This window comes from Coxiella endosymbiont of Ornithodoros maritimus (assembly GCF_907164965.1).
Classification (GTDB): domain Bacteria; phylum Pseudomonadota; class Gammaproteobacteria; order Coxiellales; family Coxiellaceae; genus Coxiella.
Map to the genome: position 1 here is coordinate 1 of NZ_CAJRAM010000064.1, position 24,129 is coordinate 24,129.

Genomic DNA, 24,129 nt, shown 5'->3' on the forward strand with positions numbered 1-24,129 from the left:
AAAGCCGTGGTAAAAACCAATGAGGATTGTCAACGGGTACAGCGCAGCCGGGGGGGATTTAACGGCGCTGCCGGTTTATGCGAACGGGGAGGGACATTCATCAATTTCATCTGTTTCTGGCAAGTTGTTGGTGTTTATTGGGTTAGTTCCTCCACAACACGCGAGTGAGAATAAGGAGGTCTTGTCGCGGATTAGTAAACGCGGCAATGTGATGTTAAGGACGTTAAGGTAAAACCTGAGGTTGATGAGGCTAATTCATGCGGTGGCTCTGTGAAGCCGCATATACGTTCTTTTCGTCAAAACTGATTGTTGACAACAACCCTGGGGCCATATACGTATAGACCAAAGCAGAATACGGGGACGGCTTTCTCGTTTTTAAAGATAATTCATTGATGATCATCGTTTCGCACGTTATACTTAAACAAAAAGATTTAAAAAAAAAGATTTAAAAGGAGTATTGATATGGAATCTCTTACCCGACGTCTAACGGAATATCGACTTTATCACACACACCGAATCAATAAAATCCTTCATTACATCGGTGCCCCGCTTATCGTTTTGGCCTTGCTCGTTGCGCTGAGCTGGATTAGCTTATCGGTTGCTATGCGTTGGCATATTAGCTTTGCTTGGATCGCTGTTATTGCGCTGCTGATTTATTATTATTTTTTGGATATTAAGTTAACTCTGCTGATGGCGGTGATTATGATTCTGGTGACCTTGCTCTGTACCTGGATTGCATTTCCCATGCCCACAGAGGGAAGTCTCTTCTTCTTTTTAGTTTTATTAATTGGCGGGGGGGCCTTGCTTTTCATTGGCCATACCTTTGAAACCTCGAAAGTCGATTTTTCCACATATATGAAATCGATCTTCATTGGTCCCCTCTACCTGGTAGCCGAACTATTGCTCGCGTTGAATTTAGGGAAACAATTTGGTTTGCAAGAGCATCAACCTCCTACGCCACCAAGCCCGAAACCGCCACCTACTTCTAAAACACCGTCGTCATTATAGGCAATTAAAAAGTCTGCTGGTTATTTGTCCCCCTTCCCCACATGGAGAGGGAGAGGGCGAAAATATATTATTACCTACACGTCCCAACCTTTTCAATTTTAGGCTCTTATCATTCCTGGGAAGGCGATCAATTCAGGTGCGCCGAAGGCGCGCTGCGCATGCAGTGCGCTGGGTCCCCGCCTTCGCGGGAACGACGGAGGCGGCTTGCAATATCGGCACAATTAATATTAAGGGAGTGGGGGTGTCGGGTTTACGTTTTCAGTCTTTACCACTTGTTCTTAGTGATAGGGGCGGAAATGGTGAAGTTAGCTGATTAAGTCTACACTTGTATTTAAGTCGAACAGTTTGTTTAGGGGTTTTATGAGATTAAGTAAATTAGGCTTTATCGGATTCCCTTTCTTGTTGTTTTTTTCTCCGCTGGGATTATCCGTAAATATTCCTCAATGTAAGCCCGTATTACAATTCTGAAACTGAGTTTGTCTACCCAACAACTCACGATTGCATACAGGTACCCCTAGGGGCAAAGCTCCCGGCTTCTGTCTTATGCTACGGGCCAAGTTGTCAGCCCGGGAGATCATGGTGGATACGCGCACTTTATTTGCATATAGGAAGCGAAAGGTATAAGGTTCAGGGCTTGTGGTACAAAAATGACAGCAGTTTCCACTGCGAACAAAAGTAGGTTATCGCCTCTTCTGAACCAGCCTTCGCGGAGCGATTCGGGCGTCGCTTAAAACTTCGCCGATGCCGATAAATTGGTCGTTCTGATCGCATAAGCGTACGAAACCGTGGGTTGCGTTTGGGATTATTACGGCTTGCCCTTGTTGTAAACAAAAAGCAGTTGAACTTGATAACTTGATCATAGGGAAATGAGAGACCATTGTTTCTAGAGGCAATAAATAGCAGTCTAACCCCGTATAATTTGCTTTATCGTATTCTCGTTCCAAATGGGCAAGTTTGATCATTTGATCTTCCTGATAATGAGCCACGCTAAGCCGCCGCAATCCGACAACATGAGCGCCGCAACCGAGCGCTTCACCCACATCATCGAGCAACGTTCTGATATAAGTGCCCTTACTGCAATGCACATAAAGTTCAATCGATTCGTTATCCCAGTCCAACAAAGTTAATTCGTAAATAGTAACTTGCCGTGTTTTACGCCCGACCTCAACTCCTTGCCGCGCTAGCTTATACAATGGTTGGCCTTTATGTTTTAAGGCGGAATACATGGAAGGCGTTTGATCAATAACACTACGAAATGCGGATAAAGTTTTTTCCAATCCCCGTTTTCTAAGTTTGGGGATAGGGCGTTCTGTAAGAATGGGGCTTTCACTGTCCCCACTTGCGGTACGAACCCCTAATCGGCCTTTGACACTATAGGATTTATCCGCTTCTAAAAGAAATTGAGAAAATTTAGTCGCTTCGCCTAAACAAATCGGCAAGAGTCCGGTGGCGAGCGGATCTAAACTCCCCGTATGTCCTGCTTTTTTCGCGCGAAATAAGCGCTTAACGCGCTGCACTGCCTCGTTGGAAGTCATCCTGCCCGGCTTATCTAACAATAAAATACCATCCACAGGGCGTTTAAACGGTTTAGGATGATTCATCACTGTCATCTTTTTTTAAAGCACGTTCAATAAGCAACGAAATTCTGTCGGCTCGTTCAATGGATTCATCGTAAACAAATTCTAATTTGGGCACATAGCGCAAAACGGTTGCTTGTGCTAATAAATGGCGTAAATAACCCGTAGCCTTACTCAGCGCTTTTTGGACCTCTTTTTCACTTTGATTTTCTAATAATGAAGAATAAAAAACTTTCGCTTGTTTTAAATCCGGCGAAATGGAAACAGCAGTGAGAGAAATTTTCGATAAACGAGAATCACGGACTTCTTTTTTAAAAAGCTCCGCTAATTGTTGATGGATAAGATCAGTTACTCGTTGTTGGCGTTGATTCATAAATTTCTCACTCCCACGTACCTCATTCCCGTAGCCCGTATGAAGCAAAGCAAAATACGGGGAACATTATTTTTGTGAGATCGTGGTTACGCAATAGTTCGATGAACTTGAGTTTTTTGGTAAACTTCGATTTGATCGCCGACTTTCACGTCGTTGTAGTTTTTTACGCCGACACCACATTCCGTCCCTTGACGCACTTCAGCCACATCTTCTTTAAAACGACGCAAGGATTCAAGTTGGCCTTTATAAATAACAACATTGTCTCGTAAAACCCGAATCGGTAAATGACGCCGAACCACGCCTTCTAGCACCATGCAACCGGCGATAGCGCCGATTTTTGAAGAACGAAATACGTCGCGCACTTCAGCGAGGCCAACAATTTTTTCCTCAAACTTAGGTGCTAACAAACCGCTCAGCGCTTTTTTCACTTCATCAATTAAATCGTAAATAATGCTGTAATAGCGTAAATCCACACCTTCCCGCTCGACTAAAACACGCGTGGGTGCATCAGCACGGACATTAAAGCCGATAACCACCGCATCCGAAGCAATTGCTAGGTTCACATCGGATTCAGTGATTCTACCAACGCCACTGGCGATAATATTAACCTTCACTTCATCGGTAGATAATTTATTAAGTGCTTCGGTTAAAGCTTCCAGTGAACCCTGAACATCCGCTTTTAACACAATATTTAAAGTATTTTGCTTGGTGTCACCCATGCGATCAAAAATGCGCTCGAGATGAGCGGTCTGTTTCTTCGCTAAACGGACTTCTCGGTATTTACCTTGCCGGAAACGGGCAATTTCACGCGCTTTGCGTTCATCCGGCACCACGATAGCTTCTTCCCCCGCCAACGGCGTACCAGACAGCCCTAACACTTCCACTGGCATGGAAGGTCCTGCGCTTTCACAAAGTCTACCATCATCACCGATCATCGTCCGCACGCGACCGTATTCACGTCCTACTAACAAGATATCGCCTAAATGCAATTCACCGCTGGTGACTAAAACAGTCGCCACCGGCCCACGCCCTCGATCAAGGCGAGATTCAACTAGCATGCCCCTGGCAGGACCATTATTCATCGCCTTTAATTCGAGTACTTCAGCTTGAAGCAAAATTCGCTCAAGCAACGCGTCTATCCCCTCTCCGGTTTTTGCGGAAATAGGCTGAAACATAGTATCGCCACCCCATTCTTCTGGGAGCACATCGTGCGTGGATAATTCGGTTTTAATTCGCTCAGGATCGGCTTCGGGTTTATCTATTTTATTAACAGCAACCACGATAGGTACCTGGGCCGCCCGAGCATGTTGAATAGCTTCCACAGTTTGCGGCATAACGCCATCATCCGCCGCTACTACCAGCACCACAATATCCGTACATTTAGCACCCCGCGCGCGCATGGCGGTAAAGGCCTCGTGGCCGGGCGTATCCAAAAAGGTGATCATTCCCAATTCCGTTCCGACGTGATAAGCGCCGATGTGTTGGGTTATTCCTCCGGCTTCTGTGCTGGTCACTTTCGTACGACGGATATAATCCAAAAGTGAAGTCTTACCATGGTCCACGTGGCCCATAATAGTCACCACGGGCGCACGAGGAACAGCTTCGCCGGTCTGCTCGCCCAACGTCGCGACCAAGTTTTCTTCCAAGACGTCTTCTTTAATTAATTTGGGTCTATGCCCTATTTCTTCTACAACGATAGCGGCCGTTTCCTGATCGATTCGCTGATTGATGGTCACCATAGCACCCAGTTTCATCATCACTTTAATGACTTCCGCTGCCTTTACGGACATTTTTTGGGCAAGATCGGCTACAGTAATAGATTCCGGGAGCGTGACTTCACGAACCACCGGTGCGGTGGGCCGCGCAAAGCCCTGTTCGAGTTTGGCGGAAGCGTTATCAGAATCTAGCATATCTGCCGGTTTGTGGCGGCGACGGCGTTCTTCAACCAGTTTGGTCATGTGGAGTTCTTCTCGCTCCCACTTGTCTTCTTTATCCGATTTGCGCGAACGATGAGTCTCTTTGCGCGGACCTTTTTTGGGGGGTTCCCTTTTCTCAAACGTGGCTTTTTTGGCTTCTTCTTTAACTTCGGCTTCCAGCACTTTCTCAAGGGTGGCTACATTCACTTCTGCTTTTTCGCTAAGGTTAGTTGTGTCAAAGGCCAGTAGCACTTCTTGCGTTGGAGCAGGTTCGGTTTCCCGTCTTTGTTCAACAATAGGCTTAGTATAGGTCCGCTTGGAACGTATTTCGACGTTCACGCTTTTCTTCCCAGATTTAACCACGCCAAGTTTTTTTCGTTTTAAAACTATTTTGGAACGTTTTTTGTCTGTTTTTGTACTATGGGAAGTCTTTAAATGTAAGAGCAGCCTTCGCTTTTCTTCGTCGCTAATGGTTTGATCGACATGAGTGATCGCAACCCCGGCTTCTTTTAACTGCTCTAAAAGACGTTCCGGTGTTGTCCGCACTAAGTCGGCTAATTGTTTCACACTCATGTCAGCCATAATAATTAACTCTTCTCACTCTCTTCTTCTGCAAACCAATGCGCTCGTGCTGCCATAATTAAATCAGCAGCTGCTTCGTCATCGATTTCAATAATTTCTTTTAAATCGAGTACTGATTTTTCCGCTAAATCGTCACGGGTCAATACTTCATTCTCGGCAAGCTGTCGGGCCAATTCCGTTGTCATCCCTGGTAAGGTCAACAAATCCTCCGCCGGTTTCTTTTTATCCAATCCTTGTTTGGCGATTTCCTGAGTTAACAAGACATCAGCGGCTCTTCTTTGCAACTCAGCGCTGATATCTTCATCAAATCCCTCGACACCTTGCAATTCTTCTTTCGGCACATAAGCTACTTCTTCCAAATTCATAAATCCCGCTTGAAGCAAGGCATCGGCCACTTCTTCATCGACATCTAATTTTTCCATAAATACCGTTTTAATTTTACCAGCTTCTTTTTCGTGTTTCTGGGCCATTTCGGCTTCACTCATTACATTCAGTGTCCACCCTGTCAATTCGCTAGCTAAGCGGACATTTTGACCACTTCGACCAATAGCTTGCGATAATTGATCTTTGTTAACAGCGATATCCATCGTATAAGAATCCTCATCCACAACGATAGAAGCAACCTCGGCCGGGGCCATTGCATTAATTACCAATTGGGCAGGATTATCGTCCCACAATACGATATCAATGCGTTCCCCCCCTAATTCGTTAGAAACCGCTTGCACTCGCGACCCCCGCATGCCTACGCAAGCACCGATAGGATCAATGCGTCCATCGTTCGTCTTAACTGCAATTTTCGCGCGCGACCCGGGATCGCGCGCGGCGCCTTTGATTTCGATGACTTCCTCACCAATTTCAGGGACTTCGATCTTAAAGAGTTCAATTAAAAATTCAGGGCGGGTTCGGCTCACCAACAATTGAGGCCCGCGCTTTTTGTCTTGGCAAACGCTATATAAATGAGCGCGTAAACGATCGTTGATACGAAACGCTTCCCGCGGAATCATTTCTTCACGAAGTAAGAGCGCTTCCGCATTTTCACCCGTATCCAAAATAATGCTCTCGCGCGTGACTCGCTTAACCACTCCAATAACCAGTTCGCCCACTCGTTTTTCATATTGGCGAATGATTTTTGCTCGCTCGGCTTCCCGGACTTTTTGAACGATAACTTGCTTGGCTTGTTGCGCCGCAATCCGTCCAAATTTGACGGATTCCATGGGTTCCTCGATAACGTCACCTACTTCTAAGTCGCAGTCGATTTCTCTCGCTTGTTTTAAGGTCATCTCTTGATTCGGAAATTCCAGCGGCTCATTCGTATCTTCCACGACAGTCCAGCACCGAAAGGTTTCGTAATCTCCCGTTTTTTGATCGATAGCCACACGAATTTCGACATCGTCTTCTTCGTAACCTTTTGCCGTTACTGCTGCTAATGCAGCCTCAATCGCTTCAAAAATTACTTCTTTTGAAACACCACGCTCATTAGATATCGAATCAACTATTAATAAAATGTCTTTATTCATCTTTCAGCCCTCGAAATGCGCTATTAAATTTGCTTTTTCAATCTCGCCCAACGGAACTTTTAATATCTTGTTATCTAATTGCAAAGTCACTCGCTCTTCATTCTCCAGAGCCACAATCATTCCCCGAAACTGTCGTTGTCCCTCCTGCGACTCTCGCAAACGGATCTTTGCCTTGCTCCCGATAAGGCGGCGATAATGGTTCGCCGTATACAACGACCGCTCCTATGCCCGGTGACGAAACTTCTAAAGTGTAACGTCCACTAATAAGATCTTCGACATCCAACACAGCACTAATCTGCCGACTGACCTTCGCGTACTCATCGAGCACAATGCCAGCTGCTTTATCGACAAAGACTTGCAAGATCGTCGTAGCGCCGCGGAGAAAAAGCTCGCACCCGAACGAGCTCAAACCCAAGCGCTTCCACCGCCGAAGCAATAAGGCGATGCAGCCAGCGTTCGCGCTTGACTCATTACCTCACCTAAAAAAACAAAAAAGGGCACATAGCCCCACTCTTAAACCCGATACAAAATTAGTAGCGGGGGTAGGATTTGAACCTACGACCTTCGGGTTATGAGCCCGACGAGCTGCCAGACTGCTCCACCCCGCATCAATGCTGGATCATATTATAGAGAAATCAATGAAATGACAAGTTTTAGAAAAGCAAGAAGGATCACGTCTTCACCATATCATTACCCACAAGTGCTAAAGACTAAAAACTTAAACCCGTCATCCCCCTCGTCGTCTCCCGCGCAGGCGGGACCCAGCGCACTGCATGCGCAGCGCGCCTGGACTCCTTGCGCCGATCACTAAGTTTAAAACGGAAATGGCTCTGATTTATCGATAATGATATGCTAGAACGTGGCCCCCATTTTTTTCCTCTGAAGAGCCAGCTAAAACGCTAAATGCGAAAGCATGTACAGCCAGCTTGGGAAGATACCGATAAATAACACCGCCAACCCATTTAGCGAGATGGCGATTTTCATTTCTAATGAATAGCATATTGGTTTCAGTTGAGGAGGGACACTTTCAAAATACATGACTTTGACCACCCGAATATAATAATAAGCGCCGACAATTGCGAATAACACAGCGAGTATAGCAAGCCACACTAAATGTACCTGAATAAGTGCATCAAGAATACCAACTTTCGCGATAAAGCCTACTAACGGCGGGACACCGGCTAAAGAGAAGAGAATCAGCATCATCATAAAGGCAAGCCAGGGATTGCGGCTGTTTAATCCTGCAAAATCATTAATATTTTCAGCTTCAAACTCACCGCGACTCATTAAAACGACCATCCCAAAAGCACCAAGTGACATTAAACTATAAGTAATCGTATAAAACATTACCGCAGAATAACCATTGCGGGTTCCGCATAAAACACCTAATAGCATATACCCCATGTGGGCGATCGATGAATAAGCCAACATCCGTTTGATATTGGACTGCACGATCGCAGCGAAATTACCGACACCCATCGATAAAATCGCGACCACAATGAGCATTTGATGCCATTGAGCGTACAATACTGGCATACCGAGGATTAATAATCGGATAACCATCGCGGAAGCCGCTATTTTCGGCGCGGTGGAGATAAATAAAGTGACCGAACTGGGCGCGCCTTCATACACATCCGGAACCCACATATGAAAAGGCGCAGCGCCCAACTTGAATGCAACTCCAGCAACAATAAAAACCAGCCCAAACACTAGAATCAAATTTTGATGCAGCGTCGTTGCGGAAACTGCCTTCGCAATTTCGGTTAAATCTAAACTTTGGGTAGCGCCAAAAATCATCGACATTCCATAAAGCAGCATCCCAGAGGCAATGGCGCCGATAACAAAATATTTCATGCCGGCTTCAACCGAACGTGTGTTGTTACGATACAGAGCGACCATTGCATAAGTCGGCAAAGATAACAATTCCAGTCCTAAAAAAACAGTTAATAAATTAGAGGAAGAAACCAAAGCCATCATTCCCAGCATCGATAACAAACCGAGAACGTAAAATTCGGTGTAAGGAATTTTACGCTCATCGTTGTATTCTCGGGCGTAAATAAAGACAAAAAAGACAGACAAATAAATAAATAATTTAAGGTAAACGGAGAAGCGGTCCAATACAAACATATGATGGAAAGTAAACGATGTCCCCGGAAAATCGGGATAGGTAAACATATACCAGGTCAATCCCGCCACCACAATTAAGGTAATCTGTGCCAAATAATAAGGAATTTGGTGACATTTTTTAATGAAAACACCCGTCAGCAATATTACCAGCGCCATAAACAATACAAACATTTCAGGCACGGCAGGAACAAAATTAGGTAATTCCGACAGCATATCTCACCTTTACAATTTCGACTGCAATGCTTCATGCAACAATTTACCAATAGATGCATGAAATACATTCAATAATGAATTGGGATAAATACCAATCCAGAGAATAGCAGCGGTTACTAAAATAAAAATTATCTTATCTGTCACTCCGATTTCTTTTAATTTCGCTACAGCCGAAGTCGTAACGGGACCATAAAAAACACGCTTATACATCCACAACGTATAAGCAGCGCTAATGACCAATGTAGAGGCAGCAAAAAATGTTACCCAAAAACTCGCTTTAAACGTGCTAAGCAGCACCATAAATTCTCCCACAAAGCCCGAAGTTCCTGGTAATCCAACATTCGACATTGCAAATATCATAAAAAAAAACGCAAAATAAGGCATTGTTTTTGCGATACCGCCAAAATCGTAGATATAACGTGAATGCATCTGCTCGTAAAGCACTCCGAACGCCAAAAACATAGCGCCAGCACTAAAAGCATGAGAAATCATTTGCACCATCGCACCTTCCAAACTCAAATAAGCATCCGCTCTATCGCCCGTATGCGCGACGATAAAAAATACCATAAATGCGCCTAAAGTTACGAAACCCATATGAGCAACCGAAGAATACGCAATTAATTTCTTCATATCGGTTTGTGCAATTGCAATAAATCCGATATAGACAATGGCAATTAATGAAAGTACGATCATTAAGCAATCCAATTGGCGACTAGCGTCAGGAGCAATCGGTAAACTAAAACGCAAAAAGCCATATCCGCCTAACTTCAACATTAGAGCCGCTAATACGACTGAACCGCCAACGGGAGCCTCTGTATGTGCATCCGGCAACCACGTATGAAGCGGCCACATCGGAACTTTAATAGCAAAGGCAAATAAAAAGCCAAGGAAAACCAAAATTTGCACGGTCATCGACATGTGCAAGCGATAATAATCCGGGATATAAAAACTGTCTGAATGCATTCGTAAATACAAGAGAGCCACCAATAATAACGCTGAACCGAAAAATGTATATAAAAAAAACTTAATTGCCGCATAAGAGCGTTTTTCCATACCCCAAATACCGATACTGATATACATCGGAATCAACATCGCTTCCCAAAAGAAATAAAATAGCATGGCGTCCAAGGCTGAAAAAACACCGAATACCGCTCCCTGCATGACTAAAAAAGCCGATAAATAATGGCCAACTTGCTTCTTAACCATCGTCCAAGAAGCCAAGATGACTAAGAGGGTGGTAAAACAAGTCAGCACGATTAGCGGCATTGAAATTCCATCGACCCCAAGGTCGTAATTTACTTTTAAAGCGGAAATCCAATTGACGTGTTCGGTAAATTGCATGATGGCTTTACTTGTGTCAAAACCAAAATAAAGCTGAATACAAAGCACAAAAGAAATTAACGCAATAATTAACGCCAACACGCGAGCCTGGTTCGCGTGTTCTTCGCTATTAAGCAAAGCCACCGGTATAGCACCTAAAATAGGAAGCCAAATAAGTGTGCTTAGTAAAGGTATGTGTTCAAATGCCATGGATTTAAGCCAATACTAGCCAAATTAAAAACGCCAATAGTCCAAGGATCATTACAAATACATAATGATACAAATACCCGGATTGTAAACGGCGCATAAATTGAGCTACCCGCATCGCATTTCGGCCTGAACCATCGACAATAAAATGATCCAACACTTTCAGATCACCCACTCGGAAAAACAAATTAGCCAGCGCCCAACACCCACGAACAAAAACAATCCAATTAAAAGCATCAAAGCCATATTTAGCCGCTAAAATTCGATGCAGCCATGGCAGGCAACGCTCTAATAGAGCTGGTATTTTTGGCGCAGCGATCACCATAACCCAAGCAAAAAAAATACCCAAAATAGATGCCCAAAATGGCAAAGCAATTAGCGAATGATAAGTCATATAAAAAACATTGTGAAATTCACCGGCCATGGCCCTTAATACATTATGTTGGGGCAGCACCATGACACTGGAACTGAGCAAGCTCGGGCGACGATAGATGATCCAATAAATAAGAGCAGCGCCCAATAATACCGACGGAACACTTAAAATCCACTGGGGCCCTCGCATATTCAATGGCGTTTCTTTCAATGTTGATTTTAATTTAGGAGACAACATCCGCTCCGTGGTATGGAAGGTCATAAAAAAGGCTCGGAAAATATAATACCCTGTCACAAAAGCACCTATTAATAAACAAGCATAAGCGTAGCGAGCTCCAGGGATCGTCGAATGCGCGACCGCTTCGATAATAGTATCTTTGGAATAAAATCCGGCAAAGGGCGGAATCGCGGCTAAGGATAAAGCGCCGATTAAAGAGATAATATACGTGGCTGGTAAATATTTTCTAAGGCCTCCCATTTTACGCATGTCTTGTTCGTGATGCAGCGCAAAGATAACCGAGCCGGCAGATAAAAATAATAAAGCCTTAAAACAAGCGTGCGTTAATAAATGGAAAATTCCGGCGGGATAAGCCGAAACACCATCAGCGACGATCATATAACCTAACTGCGACATCGTCGAAAAGGCAATCACGCGCTTAATATCGAATTCCACAAAAGCCAATAAGCCTGTCAAAAGTGCTGTCGTGGCGCCGATTACCAACACTGTACTTAATGCGACTTGCGATAATTCAAAAAGCGGTGACATTCGAGCCACCAAAAAAACCCCCGCTGTTACCATCGTGGCCGCATGAATTAAAGCGGAAATGGGCGTTGGACCTTCCATCGATTCTGGCAACCAAACATGTAAAGGCATTTGAGCCGATTTACCCATCGCACCGATAAACAATAAAATGCAAATAACCGTAATGATCGACCAATGCGTCCCAGGGAAAACGCTAATGGTCGTTTGACTTAATGCGCCGGCGCCGGCGAATACCGTGTGATAATCCAAACTACCAAAATAATCTAAAATAGCCGCTATTCCCAAAATGAATCCGAAATCCCCTGCCCGATTAACTAAAAAAGCTTTTAAACTCCCCACCACCGCAGATTCTTTATCAAACCAGAATCCGATTAATAAATAAGAAACCAAACCCACACCTTCCCAGCCAAAAAACAGTTGAAAGAAATTATTAGCAGTGACCAACATCAGCATGGCGAAGGTAAACATGGACATATAAGAAAAAAATCGCTGGTAACCGGAATCGTCCGCCATGTAACCGATGCTATAAATATGCACGACCCACGAAACAAAAGTAACGATCAGCATCATCGCGGCGGTAAGCGAATCGACCATAAAACCAACGTTAAAATGAAAACGATCGCTAATGCCCCAAGTGTAAATCGTTCCATAAAAATGTTCGCCGCGAGCTGCGACCAACATGAAAACCGCAATCGCGCTCAAAAGCGAAACCGTCATCAAAATAATCGTCACCCATTGCGCCCCTCGGCGCCCGATCTGCTTGGCGCCCAAACCTACGACTAAACAACCGAACAAAGGTGCCAGCATTATGAGCAACGTTAAATTTCGAACTATCATTCAACCTTCAACCTCTCTCCATCATCCCTGTATTTCGCTTCTTACGGGCTACAAATTGTTTTATCCTTTCAAAATGTTCATATCATCCACGTTAATACTGCCTCGCCGGCGATAAAATAAAACTAAAATTGCTAACCCGATCGCCGATTCGGCAGCGGCCACTGTTAAAATAAAAAATACAAATATTTCCCCCGTCATAGCCCCCAGGTATTGCGAAAAGGCAATAAAATTTGTGTTAACGGCTAATAACATTAATTCAATACACATCAATAACACAATCAAATTCTTGCGGTTAATGATGATGCCGGCAAAACCCAAGCCAAATAAAATGGCTCCTATTATTAAAAAATAACCTAACGGTATCATGAATTCTCCGTCTTCATTTTTATTACTCGCAAACGATTCTCTTTTTTCGCCTCCAATTGTTCTCGAACGTGTTGAGATTTGGTATTCGGCTTGCGGCCGTGAAAAGCTAGCGTGATTGTAGCAATAATCGCAACCAATAAAATAACGGCCGCAATTTCAAAGGGATAAAAATAATCAACATACAGCAGGGAACCCATGGTCTTCACGTTGCTAAAATTAGAAGCGACACGCGGTAAATGAGCAGTAGCTACCGTAAAGTGACGCGGACTCACTATTACCACCATCATCCCGATTAATAACGCCATAGTGATTAAACCAAAAGGCAAAAAACGCACAAATTTTTGCTCCAAGTCAGAAAGATTAATATTCAGCATCATGACCACAAATAAAAATAAAGTCATGAGCGCGCCGACATACACAAAAATCAAAACTAACGCTAAAAATTCAGCTTGCATCATCATCCATAAAACCGCGCTAGCAAAAAAAGCGAGAACGAGAAAAAGCACTGCATGCACAGGGTTACGCGATATGATCACCATCACCGCGGCAGCGATTAAAACCACTGCAAAAATAAAAAATGTGACTTCATAAATTGGAAACATTCGTTTACCTTTATTTAACGGTATTTTTTATCGTTCGCTCGATCTCGAGCAATCTGCTCTTCGTACATATCTCCAATCATCAATAATTTTTCCTTCGTCAAAATATTTTCCCCTCGATTTTTAATACTGTAGTGCATCTCTGGGGTTAGCACAATGGCATCTACCGGACAAGCCTCTTCACAAAATCCACAATTAATGCATTTAAACGCATCAATATCGTAAAGGGTCGTGCGTCGTGAACCGTCAGCCTCGCGCGGTCCCCCCTCAATCGTAATGGCGCACGCCGGACAAACCGCTTCGCATAATTTACAAGCAATACAACGTTCCTCACCATTTGGGTAACGCCGTAACGCCAACATACCGCGAAAACGAAAGGAACTCGGCACTTCTTCATCAGGATAGTGAATCGTTACTTTTTTTCTATAAAAATAACGTAGCGTGAGTGAAAGTCCTTTTAACAGCTCCCACAGTGTAAAACTTTTAATAATTTGTTTTAGTCGCTTCATAACCAATGCGCCCAATGAAACTCAATAGCCAAGGCTAAAATAATTAGCCATGCCAGCGTTACCGGAATTAACACTTTCCAGCACAATCGCATAATTTGATCGTAACGATAACGCGGAAATGTTGCCCGCATCCAAAAATAAGTAAAAATAAAAAGCGAAAGCTTTAATACAAACCATACAATTCCAGGAACCCACGTAAAGAGCGACTCTAACCATGGAATGCCTTGAAATGGTGATAACCATCCTCCTAAAAAAATCACGGTTGCAATAGCAGAAACCAAAACCATATTGGCGTATTCCGCTAAAAAGAAAAGGGCAAACGTCACGCCAGCGTACTCCACGTGAAATCCCGCGACAATTTCCGACTCTCCTTCCGCCACATCGAATGGAGCGCGATTAGTTTCCGCCACCGCCGTTATCCAATAAGTGACGAATAACGGTAACAAAGGTAAGCAAAACCAATGCCATAGACCTCCTGATTGACGAAGCACAATCCCTTGCAGATTCATCGTCCCGGCAACAAGCAGTACACTCACTAAAGCAAAACCCATCGGAATTTCATAGGACACGACTTGTGCTGCGGAACGCAAAGCACCGAAGAACGCGTATTTAGAATTAGAAGCCCACCCCGCAACCAAAATTCCATAAACCCCTAATGAAGTCATGGAAAATAAAAATAACAGCCCCGCATTTACATTGGCTAACACCCAACCTTGCGCAAACGGAATCACCGCCCACGCCGCTAAAGCAGGCACTAAGGATAAAATGGGCGCGATAAGATAAAGATAACGACTCGACGCTGTCGGAATAATAACTTCTTTCAATAATAACTTAAATATATCAGCAATCGGTTGCGCCACTCCGCGAAAGCCAACACGATTGGGGCCGACCCGTGATTGCATGTAGCCGATGACTTTTCGTTCCGCTAAGGTAATAAAAGCGACCGCCACCAGCAAAGGCAGCAAAATAAGGGCCATTTTAATGATTATCCAGATTAATGTTATTAGCTGGTCTGTCACTGCCATATCATTACCCACAAGCGGTAAGGACTAAAAAACTTAAAGCCCGTCATCCCCGCGCAAACGGGGATCCAGCGGACGCGTGCGCAACGCACCTTCGGTGCGGCTGGATTCCCACCTGCGCTGGGATGACAAAAGTTCCGGGAACAGCGAAGTCTAAAATTGAAATAGCTGTGAGTTGTAGGTAATGATATAGTCACTAATGAACCCTTTCCAATATAATTGGCGCTTCGGCTTGCCCAACTCCGGCCGTCTCTACCAATCCCGACGCCAATAGAACGGTATTATCAGCTAACCGATCATCAATCGCCAGCGGCAAAGTAATCCGACTCTCGCCTTGGATCGCGGTTAGTTGATCACCTTCGTTGAAATTAAATTTTTTGGCAGTTTTTGTATTCAATCGAATTGTTTTAAATTCCTCTGCGAGAATTTCTTGTAATGGAAGTGAACGGCGTACCAAATGGTCTACTCGCACCATCGGCCAAGGGGCGAAGCGGATGAGCGCTTCTTCGTCATTCACGCCTATAGGCTTTTCCTCGACGCTGATCGGGGAACGCAAATGACCTGCCTCTATCCTATACTTATCATGAGCAATATCGTTAATCTCCCGAGTCACTTCTTCAATCGTTTTATAATCAAAACTCGGCAAACCGAAATAATTACCCAAAACACGCAAAACCTTCCACGCCGGTTGAGAATCTTTTTCGGGAACACTTGCTGCCGAAGCCAATTGCCACCGACCCTCTGCGTTGACATATATGCCACCGGACTCCGAAAACGGCGCAATGGGCAAAAGAATGTTCGCATAAGATTCCATAGTTGGAGTAGTAAACGTCGTAAAAGCCATCACCCATTCAGCCTGATTTAAAGTATGCAAAGCTTGAGCAGGGTAAGCGCAATCGAACTCGGGTTCCAGATTCAATAAAAAATAAACTTTTAACGGATCCGTTGTTACCATGGCCTTAGCATCAAGCCCTGCTGAATCGAGTATCTGCCCCCCAGGCCTACGATGAGGCACCGCACCTGCCATCCAAGCCCCGGCGCTATTGGCCCCTTCTGTCAACAAACCCACCGTCGCGCCGCTTTGTTGCGCAATAAAATGCGCCCACTCCCGAATTTTGGCAGCCTCTGGGTGGTGCAACGCATGCTCGCCCAAAAAAATCGCCGCTTTTTCAGCAGATACTAATGTCTCTGCGATTACCTTTGCTTTTTCAGTCGATTTTTCTTTGGCTAACGCATGGGCGACATCAGCTAATGCGGAGATCAACGCCGATGGCGATACAATCATTTTTTCGTTAATACCGAAAACGAAGGGATAATCCATGGGATTAATAGCTAAAATTTTGGCACCTTCACCATAAGCTTTATTCATTCGATGACTCAGTAAAGGTTGTTCAAATCGAACGTTGGAGCCAATTAATAAAATGACATTTAAATTTTCAAGCTCAGCAATGGGCATACCCAAATTAGGAAAGAGATCAAATGCATTCTGATCACGAAAATCTTGCCAGCGAACGCGATGATCAATGTTATGGGTCCCCAAACCGCGCAGCCATTTTTGGAATAAAAAATATTCTTCAAGTGTTGCGCTCGGCGACAGTAATGCGCCTATTTGTGAAGCGCCGTGTTTTTCGATAATAGCTTGCGTTTTTTCTTTCACTATTCTCAAAGCATCTTCCCATGAAATTGCCTCCCATTTCCCATCTTTTTTGATGCGCGGTTGATAAAGGCGGGATTCATGATACACCGCGAAATGACCAAAACGATCGCGGTCGCTCATCCAAGTTTCGTTCACCTCATCATTTTCTCGGGGCACCGCCCGCATCGCCTTGCGCTGTGGCACGAATTCCTGCCAACGGCTATGCAAAAAGATATTTCCCCCCACACAATCATGCGGTGCTATGGAGGGAGTCTCTCGATATTCCCAACCACGGCCTTTGTAACGAGCGGGTTTATCGGTTAACGCACCGACGGGGCAAATATCAATGATATTTCCCGACAACTCTGATCGCATGAAATGCTTTACGTAAGTAGATATAACTTCTTTTTCACCCCGATTAATGACGCCCAACTCCGGTAATCCAGCGATTTCTTCCCCAAACCGCACACAACGCGTGCACTGGATACAGCGAGTCATTTCCGTTTCAATCAACGGACCGATATCGTCACTAAAAACAGCCCGTTTCGTGTCTTCATAATTGGAATGCGCGTGACCAAATCCCATAGCTAAATCTTGTAACTCACATTCCCCTCCTTGATCGCAGATAGGGCAATCTAAAGGATGGTTAATTAATAAAAATTTCATCACTGCACGCTGGGCTTCCAGTGCTTTTTTTGATTGCGTAAATACTTTCATGCCCGCAGTAACGGGTGTCGCGCATGCAGGCAATGGCTTTCCCGATTTTTCCACTTCAACTAAACACATGCGGCAATTGGCAGCCACGGATAATTTTTTGTGATAACAGAAACGGGGAATATAAACGCCCATTTCATCCGCCGCCTCAATAATCGAAGCGCCCTCTTCCACAATGGTTTTTTTGCCGTCGATTTCGAGTTCTACCATAATTAGTTACCTAAATTTTTCGGTCACACCATACACTTTCCATGTGTCACATGGTACTCAAATTCATGATAAAAATATTTCAACATTCCGCTGACGGGCCATGCGGCCGCCTCACCAAACGCACAAATGGTGTGGCCTTCGATGCTCTTTGCGACTCTGCTTAATTGCTCTATATCGCGTTTCGTTCCTTCGCCTTTTTCAATTCGATGAACTAATCGATAAAGCCACCCTGTTCCTTCACGGCAAGGCGTGCATTGGCCACACGATTCGTGCATATAAAATTTTGAAATGCGCTCAAGGACTTTCACCATGCACGTTGCTTGATCCATCACCATCACGCCGCCAGAACCTAGCATCGAACCTGCTTCAACCAAACCGTCAAAGCTCATGATCGCTTTCATCATCACCTCGGCAGGCAACACCGACATCGAACTTCCACCGGGAATCACAGCCTTTAACTCACTTCCCTCCCGTATGCCGCCAGCCAATGCTAATAAATCCGCGAAAGGAATCCCCAAGGGAACTTCATAATTAGCCGGTTTTGTCACATGACCGCTGACAGAAAATATTTTTGTACCACCATTTTTGGGAGGACCTAAATCCGCAAACCATCTCCCACCTTTTTCTAAAATAACTGGCACGGAGGCATACGTTTCAGTATTATTAATATTACTAGGACGTTCATACAACCCAAAATTAGCCGGAAAAGGCGGCTTAAACCGCGGCCAGCCGCGCTTGCCTTCTAATGAATTCATGAGTGCTGTTTCTTCACCACAAATATATGCACCGGCGCTAAAATGATTAAATATTTCAATATCCACACCGGAGTTTAAAACATTCTTTCCAATCAACCCCGCCTCGCGCGCTTGTGCTAAGGCTTGTTCGCAACGATTAAACGGCTCCCAAAATTCACCACGCAAAAAATTATAGCCGACAGTCGCGCTAAGAGTGTAACAGGCAATAGCGATACCTTCTAATACTTGGTGGGGATTAAACCGTAAAATATCGCGGTCTTTAAAAGTGCCTGGCTCACTTTCATCGGAATTACAAATTACGTATTTTCCGCCAGGTTTATCACGCGCAATAAAACTCCATTTTAAACCGGTGGGAAATCCAGCGCCACCGCGACCACGTAATGAGGATTCTTTAATTTCATTAATGATATTTTCAGGCGGCGTTTTTTCTTTTAAAATTCTTCGTAACACTTGGTAACCGCCGACGCTTTCATAGGATTCTAACGTCCAGGGTTTTTCTAAATGCAATGTTCGGTAACAAACCGCATTAGTCAGCATTCGTTTTCGACTCCCGCTCTAATTTATCAATGATCGCTATCATTTTTTCAGGTGTTAAATTTTCATGGTATTCTTGATCGTCAATTTGGCACATCGGCGCGCCACCACAAGCAGCCATACACTCAACACTTCTTAGCGTAAATAAACCATCGGATGTGGTCTCGTCAAAATCGATACCCAACCGCTCTTTAACGCAAGCAACAATTTCATCGCTTCCCCTTAAAAAACAAGGAACATTTTGACAAATGCTAATTTTATGTTTGCCCATGGGTTTAAGATTATACATGTCATAAAAAGTAGCGACTTCGTAAACCCAAATACGAGGCAATTGCAAATAATCGGCTAACGCGTTCATGGCTGCTTTACTGAGCCAGCCGTTATTTTGTTTTTGGATAAATAATAAAGCCGGTACAACCGCTGACCGTTTTTGGTCAGTCGGGTATTTGACCAACCAACGGTCGATTTCTTTTATAACGGCTTCATCTAAAATAAACTGTTCTGTCTGTTCATTCATCAACGATCAATCTCACCAAAGACGATATCAATGCTTGAAATAATGGCGACTAAATCTGCAATCATGTGCCCGCGGCACATTTCGTTCATGGCCGCTAGATGGGGGTAACTCGCCGCACGAACCTTAACTCGATAAGGTTTATTCGCTCCGTCTGAAACGATATAAACACCGAATTCACCTTTTGGTTGCTCTACGGCAGCATAAGCTTCTCCTTCCGGAACAATATAGCCTTCCGTGAATAATTTAAAATGATGAATTAAGGCTTCCATATCGCGCTTCATGACTTCTCGTTGCGGTGGTACGATTTTATAATCGTCGATCATGACCGGCCCGGGGGTTTTACGCAGCCATTCGACACATTGTCGAATGATACGATTCGATTGACGCATTTCTTCAATGCGAACTAAATACCGATCGTAACAATCGCCTTCTCGGCCAACAGGGATATCAAAATCCACCCGATCATAAGCGGCGTACGGTTGCTTTTTCCGAAGATCCCATTCAACGCCCGATCCCCGCAACATGGGGCCTGTAAAACCTAATTGCAGCGCCCGCTCTGCAGATACCACACCAATACCTACCGTCCGTTGTTTCCAAATTCGATTGTCCGTTAACAGACCTTCATATTCATCAATTAGTTTGGGGAAACGCTCTGTAAAATCCCAAATAAAATCCAACAGGGAACCTTTACGCACCTCATTCATTTTTTTGACGGCTTTTTCACTGTGCCATCGTGAAGGTTTGTACTTTGGCATGCTATCCGGCAAATCGCGGTAAACCCCGCCGGGGCGATAATAAGTCGCGTGCATGCGCGCGCCGGACGCGGCTTCATAACAATCCATCAGATTTTCGCGCTCGCGAAAGCAATAGAGAAATACAGTCATCGCCCCGACATCCAACGCATGCGCGCCCAACCACAATAAATGATTTAATATTCGAGTAATCTCATCGAACATCGTCCGAATGTATTTTGCTCGAATCGGAGGCTCGATCCTCAGAAGTTTCTCGATCGCCAATATATAGCCGTGCTCATTCGCCATCATGGATACATAATCAAGCCGATCCATGTAGCCAATGGTTTGGTTGTAAGGCTTACTTTCCGCTAATTTTTCAGTTGCCCGGTGCAAAAGACCGATATGCGGATCGATGCGCTGAATTACTTCGCCATCCACTTCAACGATAAGCCGCAAAACACCATGCGCGGCAGGGTGTTGCGGTCCAAAATTAAACGTGTAATTGCGAACTTCAGCCATTTTCTTTCTCGCCTTTTTCATATCGGCCATCAACGCGAATCACTTTCGGTACCAGTACCCGCGGTTGGATACTGACAGGCTCATAAACACAGCGTTGTTGCGCTGCATCATAACGAAGCTCGACCTCGCCAATCAAGGGAAAATCTTTACGAAACGGATAACCAACAAAACCGTAATCTGTTAACAAACGTCGTAAATCCGGATGACCTTCAAATACGATGCCATATAGGTCAAACGCTTCACGCTCGTACCAATCAGCGGAACTCCATATTTTAATAACCGATGGTACCAGCGGTGGGTCGCCTTCCACATAGGTTTTCAAACGGATTCGATGGTTGTGACGAAGCGACAATAAATGATAAACAACGGCAAAACGAGGCTTATTCCATGGAATTATCTGCTCTTGAGCGACTTCTTCAAATCCTCGACTAAATCCCGTATTGGTGGTTTTTTCCGTACGCCAGGGACTCACGCCGTACTCTAAATAATCCACGCCGCAGACGTCGAGCAGTAATTCAAAATTAAAAGGCGGAGCGTCGTGTAAGGCAGTACAGATTTCTAATAAGTGGGTGGGCAGTAATTCAACCGTAACCATGTCGGCGCCTGGCACGACTGTTTCAATTTGTGAATTAAAACGGTCGTTAATGGCATCTATTAAGGTCTGTTTATTAGCCATTGTTTTCCCTTATGCGTCTTTACGATTAAAAATATTGCGATACCGAATTTTATTTCTAAGTTGAATAACACCGTAAAATAAAGCTTCTGCGGTGGGCGGGCAGCCGGGGACATACACATCCACCGGCACAATGCGGTCGCAACCACGGACCACAGAATAAGTATAATGATAATAGCCGCCACCGTTGGCGCATGAACCCATCGAAATCACCCACCGCGGTTCAGCCATCTGGTCATAAACTTTACGTAAAGCCGGCGTCATTTTATTACAAAGGGTGCCAGCAACGATCATTACATCGGATTGCCGAGGACTCGGGCGAAATAAGCCCGCACCGAAACGGTCAAGATCATAACGGGAGGAAGCACACTGCATCATTTCAACCGCGCAACAGGCCAGGCCAAAAGTCATCGGCCATAATGAACCACTGCGCGCCCAACGCACTAAATCATCCAGGGAGGTAAGTAAAAAACCTTCTTTAGTTAACAGTTGTTGCATAGCATTACTCCCATTCTAAAGCCCCGCGCTTCCACTCATAAATGAATCCGACAACAAGAATAGCGAGAAAAACCATCATCGCCCAAAAACCTAACCAACCAATATGGCGCAAGACAACCGCCCACGGAAATAAAAAAGCAGTCTCTAAATCAAAGATAATAAAAAGGATAGCGACTAAATAGAAACGAACATCAAAAGGTAATCGCGCATCTTGAAACGCTTCAAATCCACATTCGTAGGGAGATAATTTTGCTTTATCCGGCCGCCGGGGTCCAAAGAACCAACTCATCGTCAAGGCGAGCACAGCAATAAATAAACTTATGCCCCAAAAAACTAAAATAGGAAAATAATTCGCTAACACGAGCACACCTTCTTAATTGCCCCTTCCTCCTTGGGAAAAGGGTTAGGGAAAGGGAGTTAAACCTAACTGCTGCGGTTCTTTGCCCTCTCCTAGCCCCTCCCGCAAGTGGGAGAGGAATAGTGGAGGGTAGCACTAAAGATATTTACTACTTTTTCTTTAGTATCACCCAAAACGTTTTTTTAGATCACTAATAAGGTTTGCCGAAGGCCGGACTCGAACCGGCACGGGTTTCCCCACTGCCCCCTCAAGACAGCGTGTCTACCAGTTCCACCACTTCGGCGTTATCGTTTTAACTCTTAGGCACACTCGGCGGCGCTGTTTGCGTTGATGGCAAAGGAGACGTCATCGTTCCTGGATGCCGTGAGCCCAAATAGCTCAAGCCAATACTGGTTGCAAAAAAAGCCGCCGCTAAAAAAATCGTTACTTTCATTAAAAACGGTGTCGCGCCCACACTGCCAAACATCGTGTTGGAAGAGGTGCTTCCAAATGCAGCACCCGCATCAGCGCCTTTGCCATGCTGCAGTAAGACTAACGCGATCAGAGAAACGGCGATAAGCACATGAATAATTAAAATGACTGATTGCATTGTTGCCCTATTTTTAAAAATTGTTCAGCTTCCAAAGAAGCACCACCCACTAAAACCCCATCTATATTTGACATTTCAAACAAAGCGGCTGCATTATCCGGCTTAACGCTACCCCCATATAAAAGCCGCGTGCTTTCGGCTAGTGTCGCATCCTGACGATGTAATTGATCTCGAATGGCGGTGTGCACTTCTTCTGCTTGCGAAGGCGTTGCATTTTTTCCTGTTCCAATCGCCCACATCGGCTCATAAGCCACCACCATGCCTTCCAACGAGGCCAAATTATCGTTCATCTGCAATACAACTGCAAGTTGCTCTTTTATCAATGATAATGTCTGATCAGCATCGCGCTGCTTTTCAGTTTCCCCTACACAAATAATGGGACGAATACCGCAACGGAGGGCTGCCCTAACCTTTACAGCCACTTGCTCATTGGTTTCCCCGTGATGCCGACGCCTTTCCGAGTGGCCAACAATCACATACTGGCAATGGAAATCGCGCAGCATGGCAGCAGAGACTTCCCCCGTATAAGCACCTCCTTCGAATTCGGAAACGTCCTGCGCACCCCAAGAGATTTGCGTTCGCATCAGCGCCTCTTTGCACTGCTGCAAAAAGACAAAAGGGGGGAAAACAGCGAGCTCCGCGGTTTCCAGACGCTCGCAAGCGTGTTTTAATGCTCTCAATAATTGACCCACGCTTTCGCGCGAACCATACATTTTCCAATTGCCAGCCACTAATGGTCGACGCTGCATATGAATCCTCTCAATGCTGAAATCTGGCGCCATTCTAGCGGAATCAAAAAGATAACACAAAGCGCGCGCTATCCCACCCCCACTTTGCCCTCTCCTGGGGATGCGATTAGAAGTGTAGGTTTTCAACAAGTAACCTAATGAAAAGTGCCCCTCCTTAAAGAGGGCGTTATAATGCGCCAACATAGAGTTTCTATTTTTAAAAAAAGGAGCAGGGCCATGAAAGATATTAAAATACTTGGTGTTGGTATTTATTGCAAAAGGGGTTTTTCAACTGTGTGGGATTGATGAGTGGGGTAAGGTGATCCACACGAGAGGGGTTAGGCGCTCAATATGTG

The 24,129-nt window shown here is 44.8% G+C and carries 21 protein-coding genes, 2 tRNA genes and 4 pseudogenes; 4 read left to right on the forward strand and 23 right to left on the reverse strand.

Features of this window, described 5'->3' with window-relative positions; all coding sequences use genetic code 11:
* The 3 genes and pseudogenes from OWO34_RS06390 to OWO34_RS09860 form a co-directional block, all read left to right on the forward strand.
* Window positions 1–226, forward strand: a pseudogene (locus tag OWO34_RS06390) (transposase); the annotation flags it as partial.
* A 236-nt stretch (window positions 227–462) separates the two neighbouring features.
* The gene (locus OWO34_RS06400; RefSeq protein WP_267256942.1) at window positions 463–1,008 is read left to right on the forward strand and encodes an Mpo1 family 2-hydroxy fatty acid dioxygenase; all 546 of its coding nucleotides are present in this window, start codon (window positions 463–465) and stop codon (window positions 1,006–1,008) included.
* A 360-nt stretch (window positions 1,009–1,368) separates the two neighbouring features.
* Window positions 1,369–1,687: pseudogene (locus tag OWO34_RS09860) on the forward strand (hypothetical protein).
* A gap of 1 nt (window position 1,688) precedes the next feature.
* On the opposite strand, the gene truB reads toward OWO34_RS09860, so the two are convergent.
* From truB to tpiA, 23 genes and pseudogenes are all read right to left on the reverse strand, one after another.
* On the reverse strand, window positions 1,689–2,618 hold the full coding sequence (gene truB / locus OWO34_RS06405) for a tRNA pseudouridine(55) synthase TruB (protein WP_267256943.1): 930 nt from the start codon (window positions 2,616–2,618) through the stop codon (window positions 1,689–1,691).
* Window positions 2,596–2,958 (reverse strand): ribosome-binding factor A, encoded by a 363-nt coding sequence (locus tag OWO34_RS06410; protein ID WP_267256944.1) that lies wholly within the window; start codon window positions 2,956–2,958, stop codon window positions 2,596–2,598. The genes truB and OWO34_RS06410 overlap by 23 nt, the downstream gene beginning before the upstream one ends.
* 86 nt (window positions 2,959–3,044) lie before the next feature.
* Window positions 3,045–5,456, reverse strand: a complete 2,412-nt coding sequence (gene infB / locus OWO34_RS06415; RefSeq protein WP_267256945.1) for a translation initiation factor IF-2 — start codon at window positions 5,454–5,456, stop codon at window positions 3,045–3,047.
* Between the two features lie 5 nt (window positions 5,457–5,461).
* Window positions 5,462–6,973, reverse strand: a complete 1,512-nt coding sequence (nusA, locus tag OWO34_RS06420; protein WP_267256946.1) for a transcription termination factor NusA — start codon at window positions 6,971–6,973, stop codon at window positions 5,462–5,464.
* Between the two features lie 3 nt (window positions 6,974–6,976).
* Window positions 6,977–7,422 (reverse strand): annotated as a pseudogene (gene rimP / locus OWO34_RS06425) (ribosome maturation factor RimP).
* A gap of 85 nt (window positions 7,423–7,507) precedes the next feature.
* A tRNA-Met gene (locus tag OWO34_RS06430) sits at window positions 7,508–7,581 on the reverse strand.
* Between the two features lie 283 nt (window positions 7,582–7,864).
* On the reverse strand, window positions 7,865–9,313 hold the full coding sequence (gene nuoN / locus OWO34_RS06435) for an NADH-quinone oxidoreductase subunit NuoN (RefSeq protein WP_267256947.1): 1,449 nt from the start codon (window positions 9,311–9,313) through the stop codon (window positions 7,865–7,867).
* A 9-nt stretch (window positions 9,314–9,322) separates the two neighbouring features.
* The gene (locus OWO34_RS06440; protein WP_267256948.1) at window positions 9,323–10,843 is read right to left on the reverse strand and encodes a complex I subunit 4 family protein; all 1,521 of its coding nucleotides are present in this window, start codon (window positions 10,841–10,843) and stop codon (window positions 9,323–9,325) included.
* 4 nt (window positions 10,844–10,847) lie between these two features.
* On the reverse strand, window positions 10,848–12,812 hold the full coding sequence (nuoL, locus tag OWO34_RS06445) for an NADH-quinone oxidoreductase subunit L (protein ID WP_267256949.1): 1,965 nt from the start codon (window positions 12,810–12,812) through the stop codon (window positions 10,848–10,850).
* 60 nt (window positions 12,813–12,872) lie between these two features.
* A complete protein-coding gene (gene nuoK / locus OWO34_RS06450; protein WP_267256950.1) occupies window positions 12,873–13,178 on the reverse strand; it encodes an NADH-quinone oxidoreductase subunit NuoK in 306 nt (101 codons plus the stop codon).
* Window positions 13,175–13,780 carry an NADH-quinone oxidoreductase subunit J gene (locus OWO34_RS06455; RefSeq protein WP_267256951.1) on the reverse strand — a complete coding sequence of 202 codons (606 nt, stop codon included), beginning with the start codon at window positions 13,778–13,780 and terminating at the stop codon, window positions 13,175–13,177. The genes nuoK and OWO34_RS06455 overlap by 4 nt, the downstream gene beginning before the upstream one ends.
* Before the next feature lie 14 nt (window positions 13,781–13,794).
* Entirely contained in the window at window positions 13,795–14,286 is a 492-nt protein-coding gene (nuoI, locus tag OWO34_RS06460; protein WP_267256952.1) for an NADH-quinone oxidoreductase subunit NuoI, read from the reverse strand.
* Window positions 14,283–15,305, reverse strand: coding sequence for an NADH-quinone oxidoreductase subunit NuoH (nuoH, locus tag OWO34_RS06465; RefSeq protein WP_267256960.1), 1,023 nt, complete (start codon window positions 15,303–15,305; stop codon window positions 14,283–14,285). Before nuoH ends, nuoI begins: the two co-directional genes overlap by 4 nt.
* 199 nt (window positions 15,306–15,504) lie before the next feature.
* The gene (gene nuoG / locus OWO34_RS06470) at window positions 15,505–17,868 is read right to left on the reverse strand and encodes an NADH-quinone oxidoreductase subunit NuoG (protein WP_267256953.1); all 2,364 of its coding nucleotides are present in this window, start codon (window positions 17,866–17,868) and stop codon (window positions 15,505–15,507) included.
* Window positions 17,869–17,891: 23 nt separating this feature from the next.
* Complete coding sequence (gene nuoF, locus OWO34_RS06475; RefSeq protein ID WP_267256954.1) at window positions 17,892–19,160, reverse strand: NADH-quinone oxidoreductase subunit NuoF; 1,269 nt, start codon at window positions 19,158–19,160, stop codon at window positions 17,892–17,894.
* Window positions 19,150–19,674, reverse strand: coding sequence for an NADH-quinone oxidoreductase subunit NuoE (gene nuoE, locus OWO34_RS06480; protein WP_267256955.1), 525 nt, complete (start codon window positions 19,672–19,674; stop codon window positions 19,150–19,152). The genes nuoF and nuoE overlap by 11 nt, the downstream gene beginning before the upstream one ends.
* Window positions 19,674–20,948 carry an NADH-quinone oxidoreductase subunit D gene (locus tag OWO34_RS06485; protein WP_267256961.1) on the reverse strand — a complete coding sequence of 425 codons (1,275 nt, stop codon included), beginning with the start codon at window positions 20,946–20,948 and terminating at the stop codon, window positions 19,674–19,676. Before OWO34_RS06485 ends, nuoE begins: the two co-directional genes overlap by 1 nt.
* Window positions 20,920–21,603 (reverse strand): NADH-quinone oxidoreductase subunit C, encoded by a 684-nt coding sequence (locus OWO34_RS06490; RefSeq protein WP_267256956.1) that lies wholly within the window; start codon window positions 21,601–21,603, stop codon window positions 20,920–20,922. The genes OWO34_RS06485 and OWO34_RS06490 overlap by 29 nt, the downstream gene beginning before the upstream one ends.
* Window positions 21,604–21,612: 9 nt before the next feature.
* Window positions 21,613–22,098 carry a NuoB/complex I 20 kDa subunit family protein gene (locus OWO34_RS06495; protein ID WP_267256957.1) on the reverse strand — a complete coding sequence of 162 codons (486 nt, stop codon included), beginning with the start codon at window positions 22,096–22,098 and terminating at the stop codon, window positions 21,613–21,615.
* Between the two features lie 4 nt (window positions 22,099–22,102).
* Window positions 22,103–22,465, reverse strand: coding sequence for an NADH-quinone oxidoreductase subunit A (locus OWO34_RS06500; RefSeq protein ID WP_267256958.1), 363 nt, complete (start codon window positions 22,463–22,465; stop codon window positions 22,103–22,105).
* A gap of 192 nt (window positions 22,466–22,657) precedes the next feature.
* A tRNA-Leu gene (locus tag OWO34_RS06505) sits at window positions 22,658–22,739 on the reverse strand.
* A gap of 9 nt (window positions 22,740–22,748) precedes the next feature.
* Window positions 22,749–23,045: a preprotein translocase subunit SecG gene (gene secG, locus OWO34_RS06510; RefSeq protein WP_267256959.1), complete on the reverse strand. Its 297-nt coding sequence runs from the start codon at window positions 23,043–23,045 to the stop codon at window positions 22,749–22,751.
* Complete coding sequence (gene tpiA, locus OWO34_RS06515) at window positions 23,027–23,794, reverse strand: triose-phosphate isomerase (protein ID WP_267256962.1); 768 nt, start codon at window positions 23,792–23,794, stop codon at window positions 23,027–23,029. Before tpiA ends, secG begins: the two co-directional genes overlap by 19 nt.
* A 216-nt stretch (window positions 23,795–24,010) precedes the next feature.
* Between tpiA and OWO34_RS06520 the strand changes: the two are divergent.
* Window positions 24,011–24,129 (forward strand): annotated as a pseudogene (locus OWO34_RS06520) (IS110 family transposase); the annotation flags it as partial.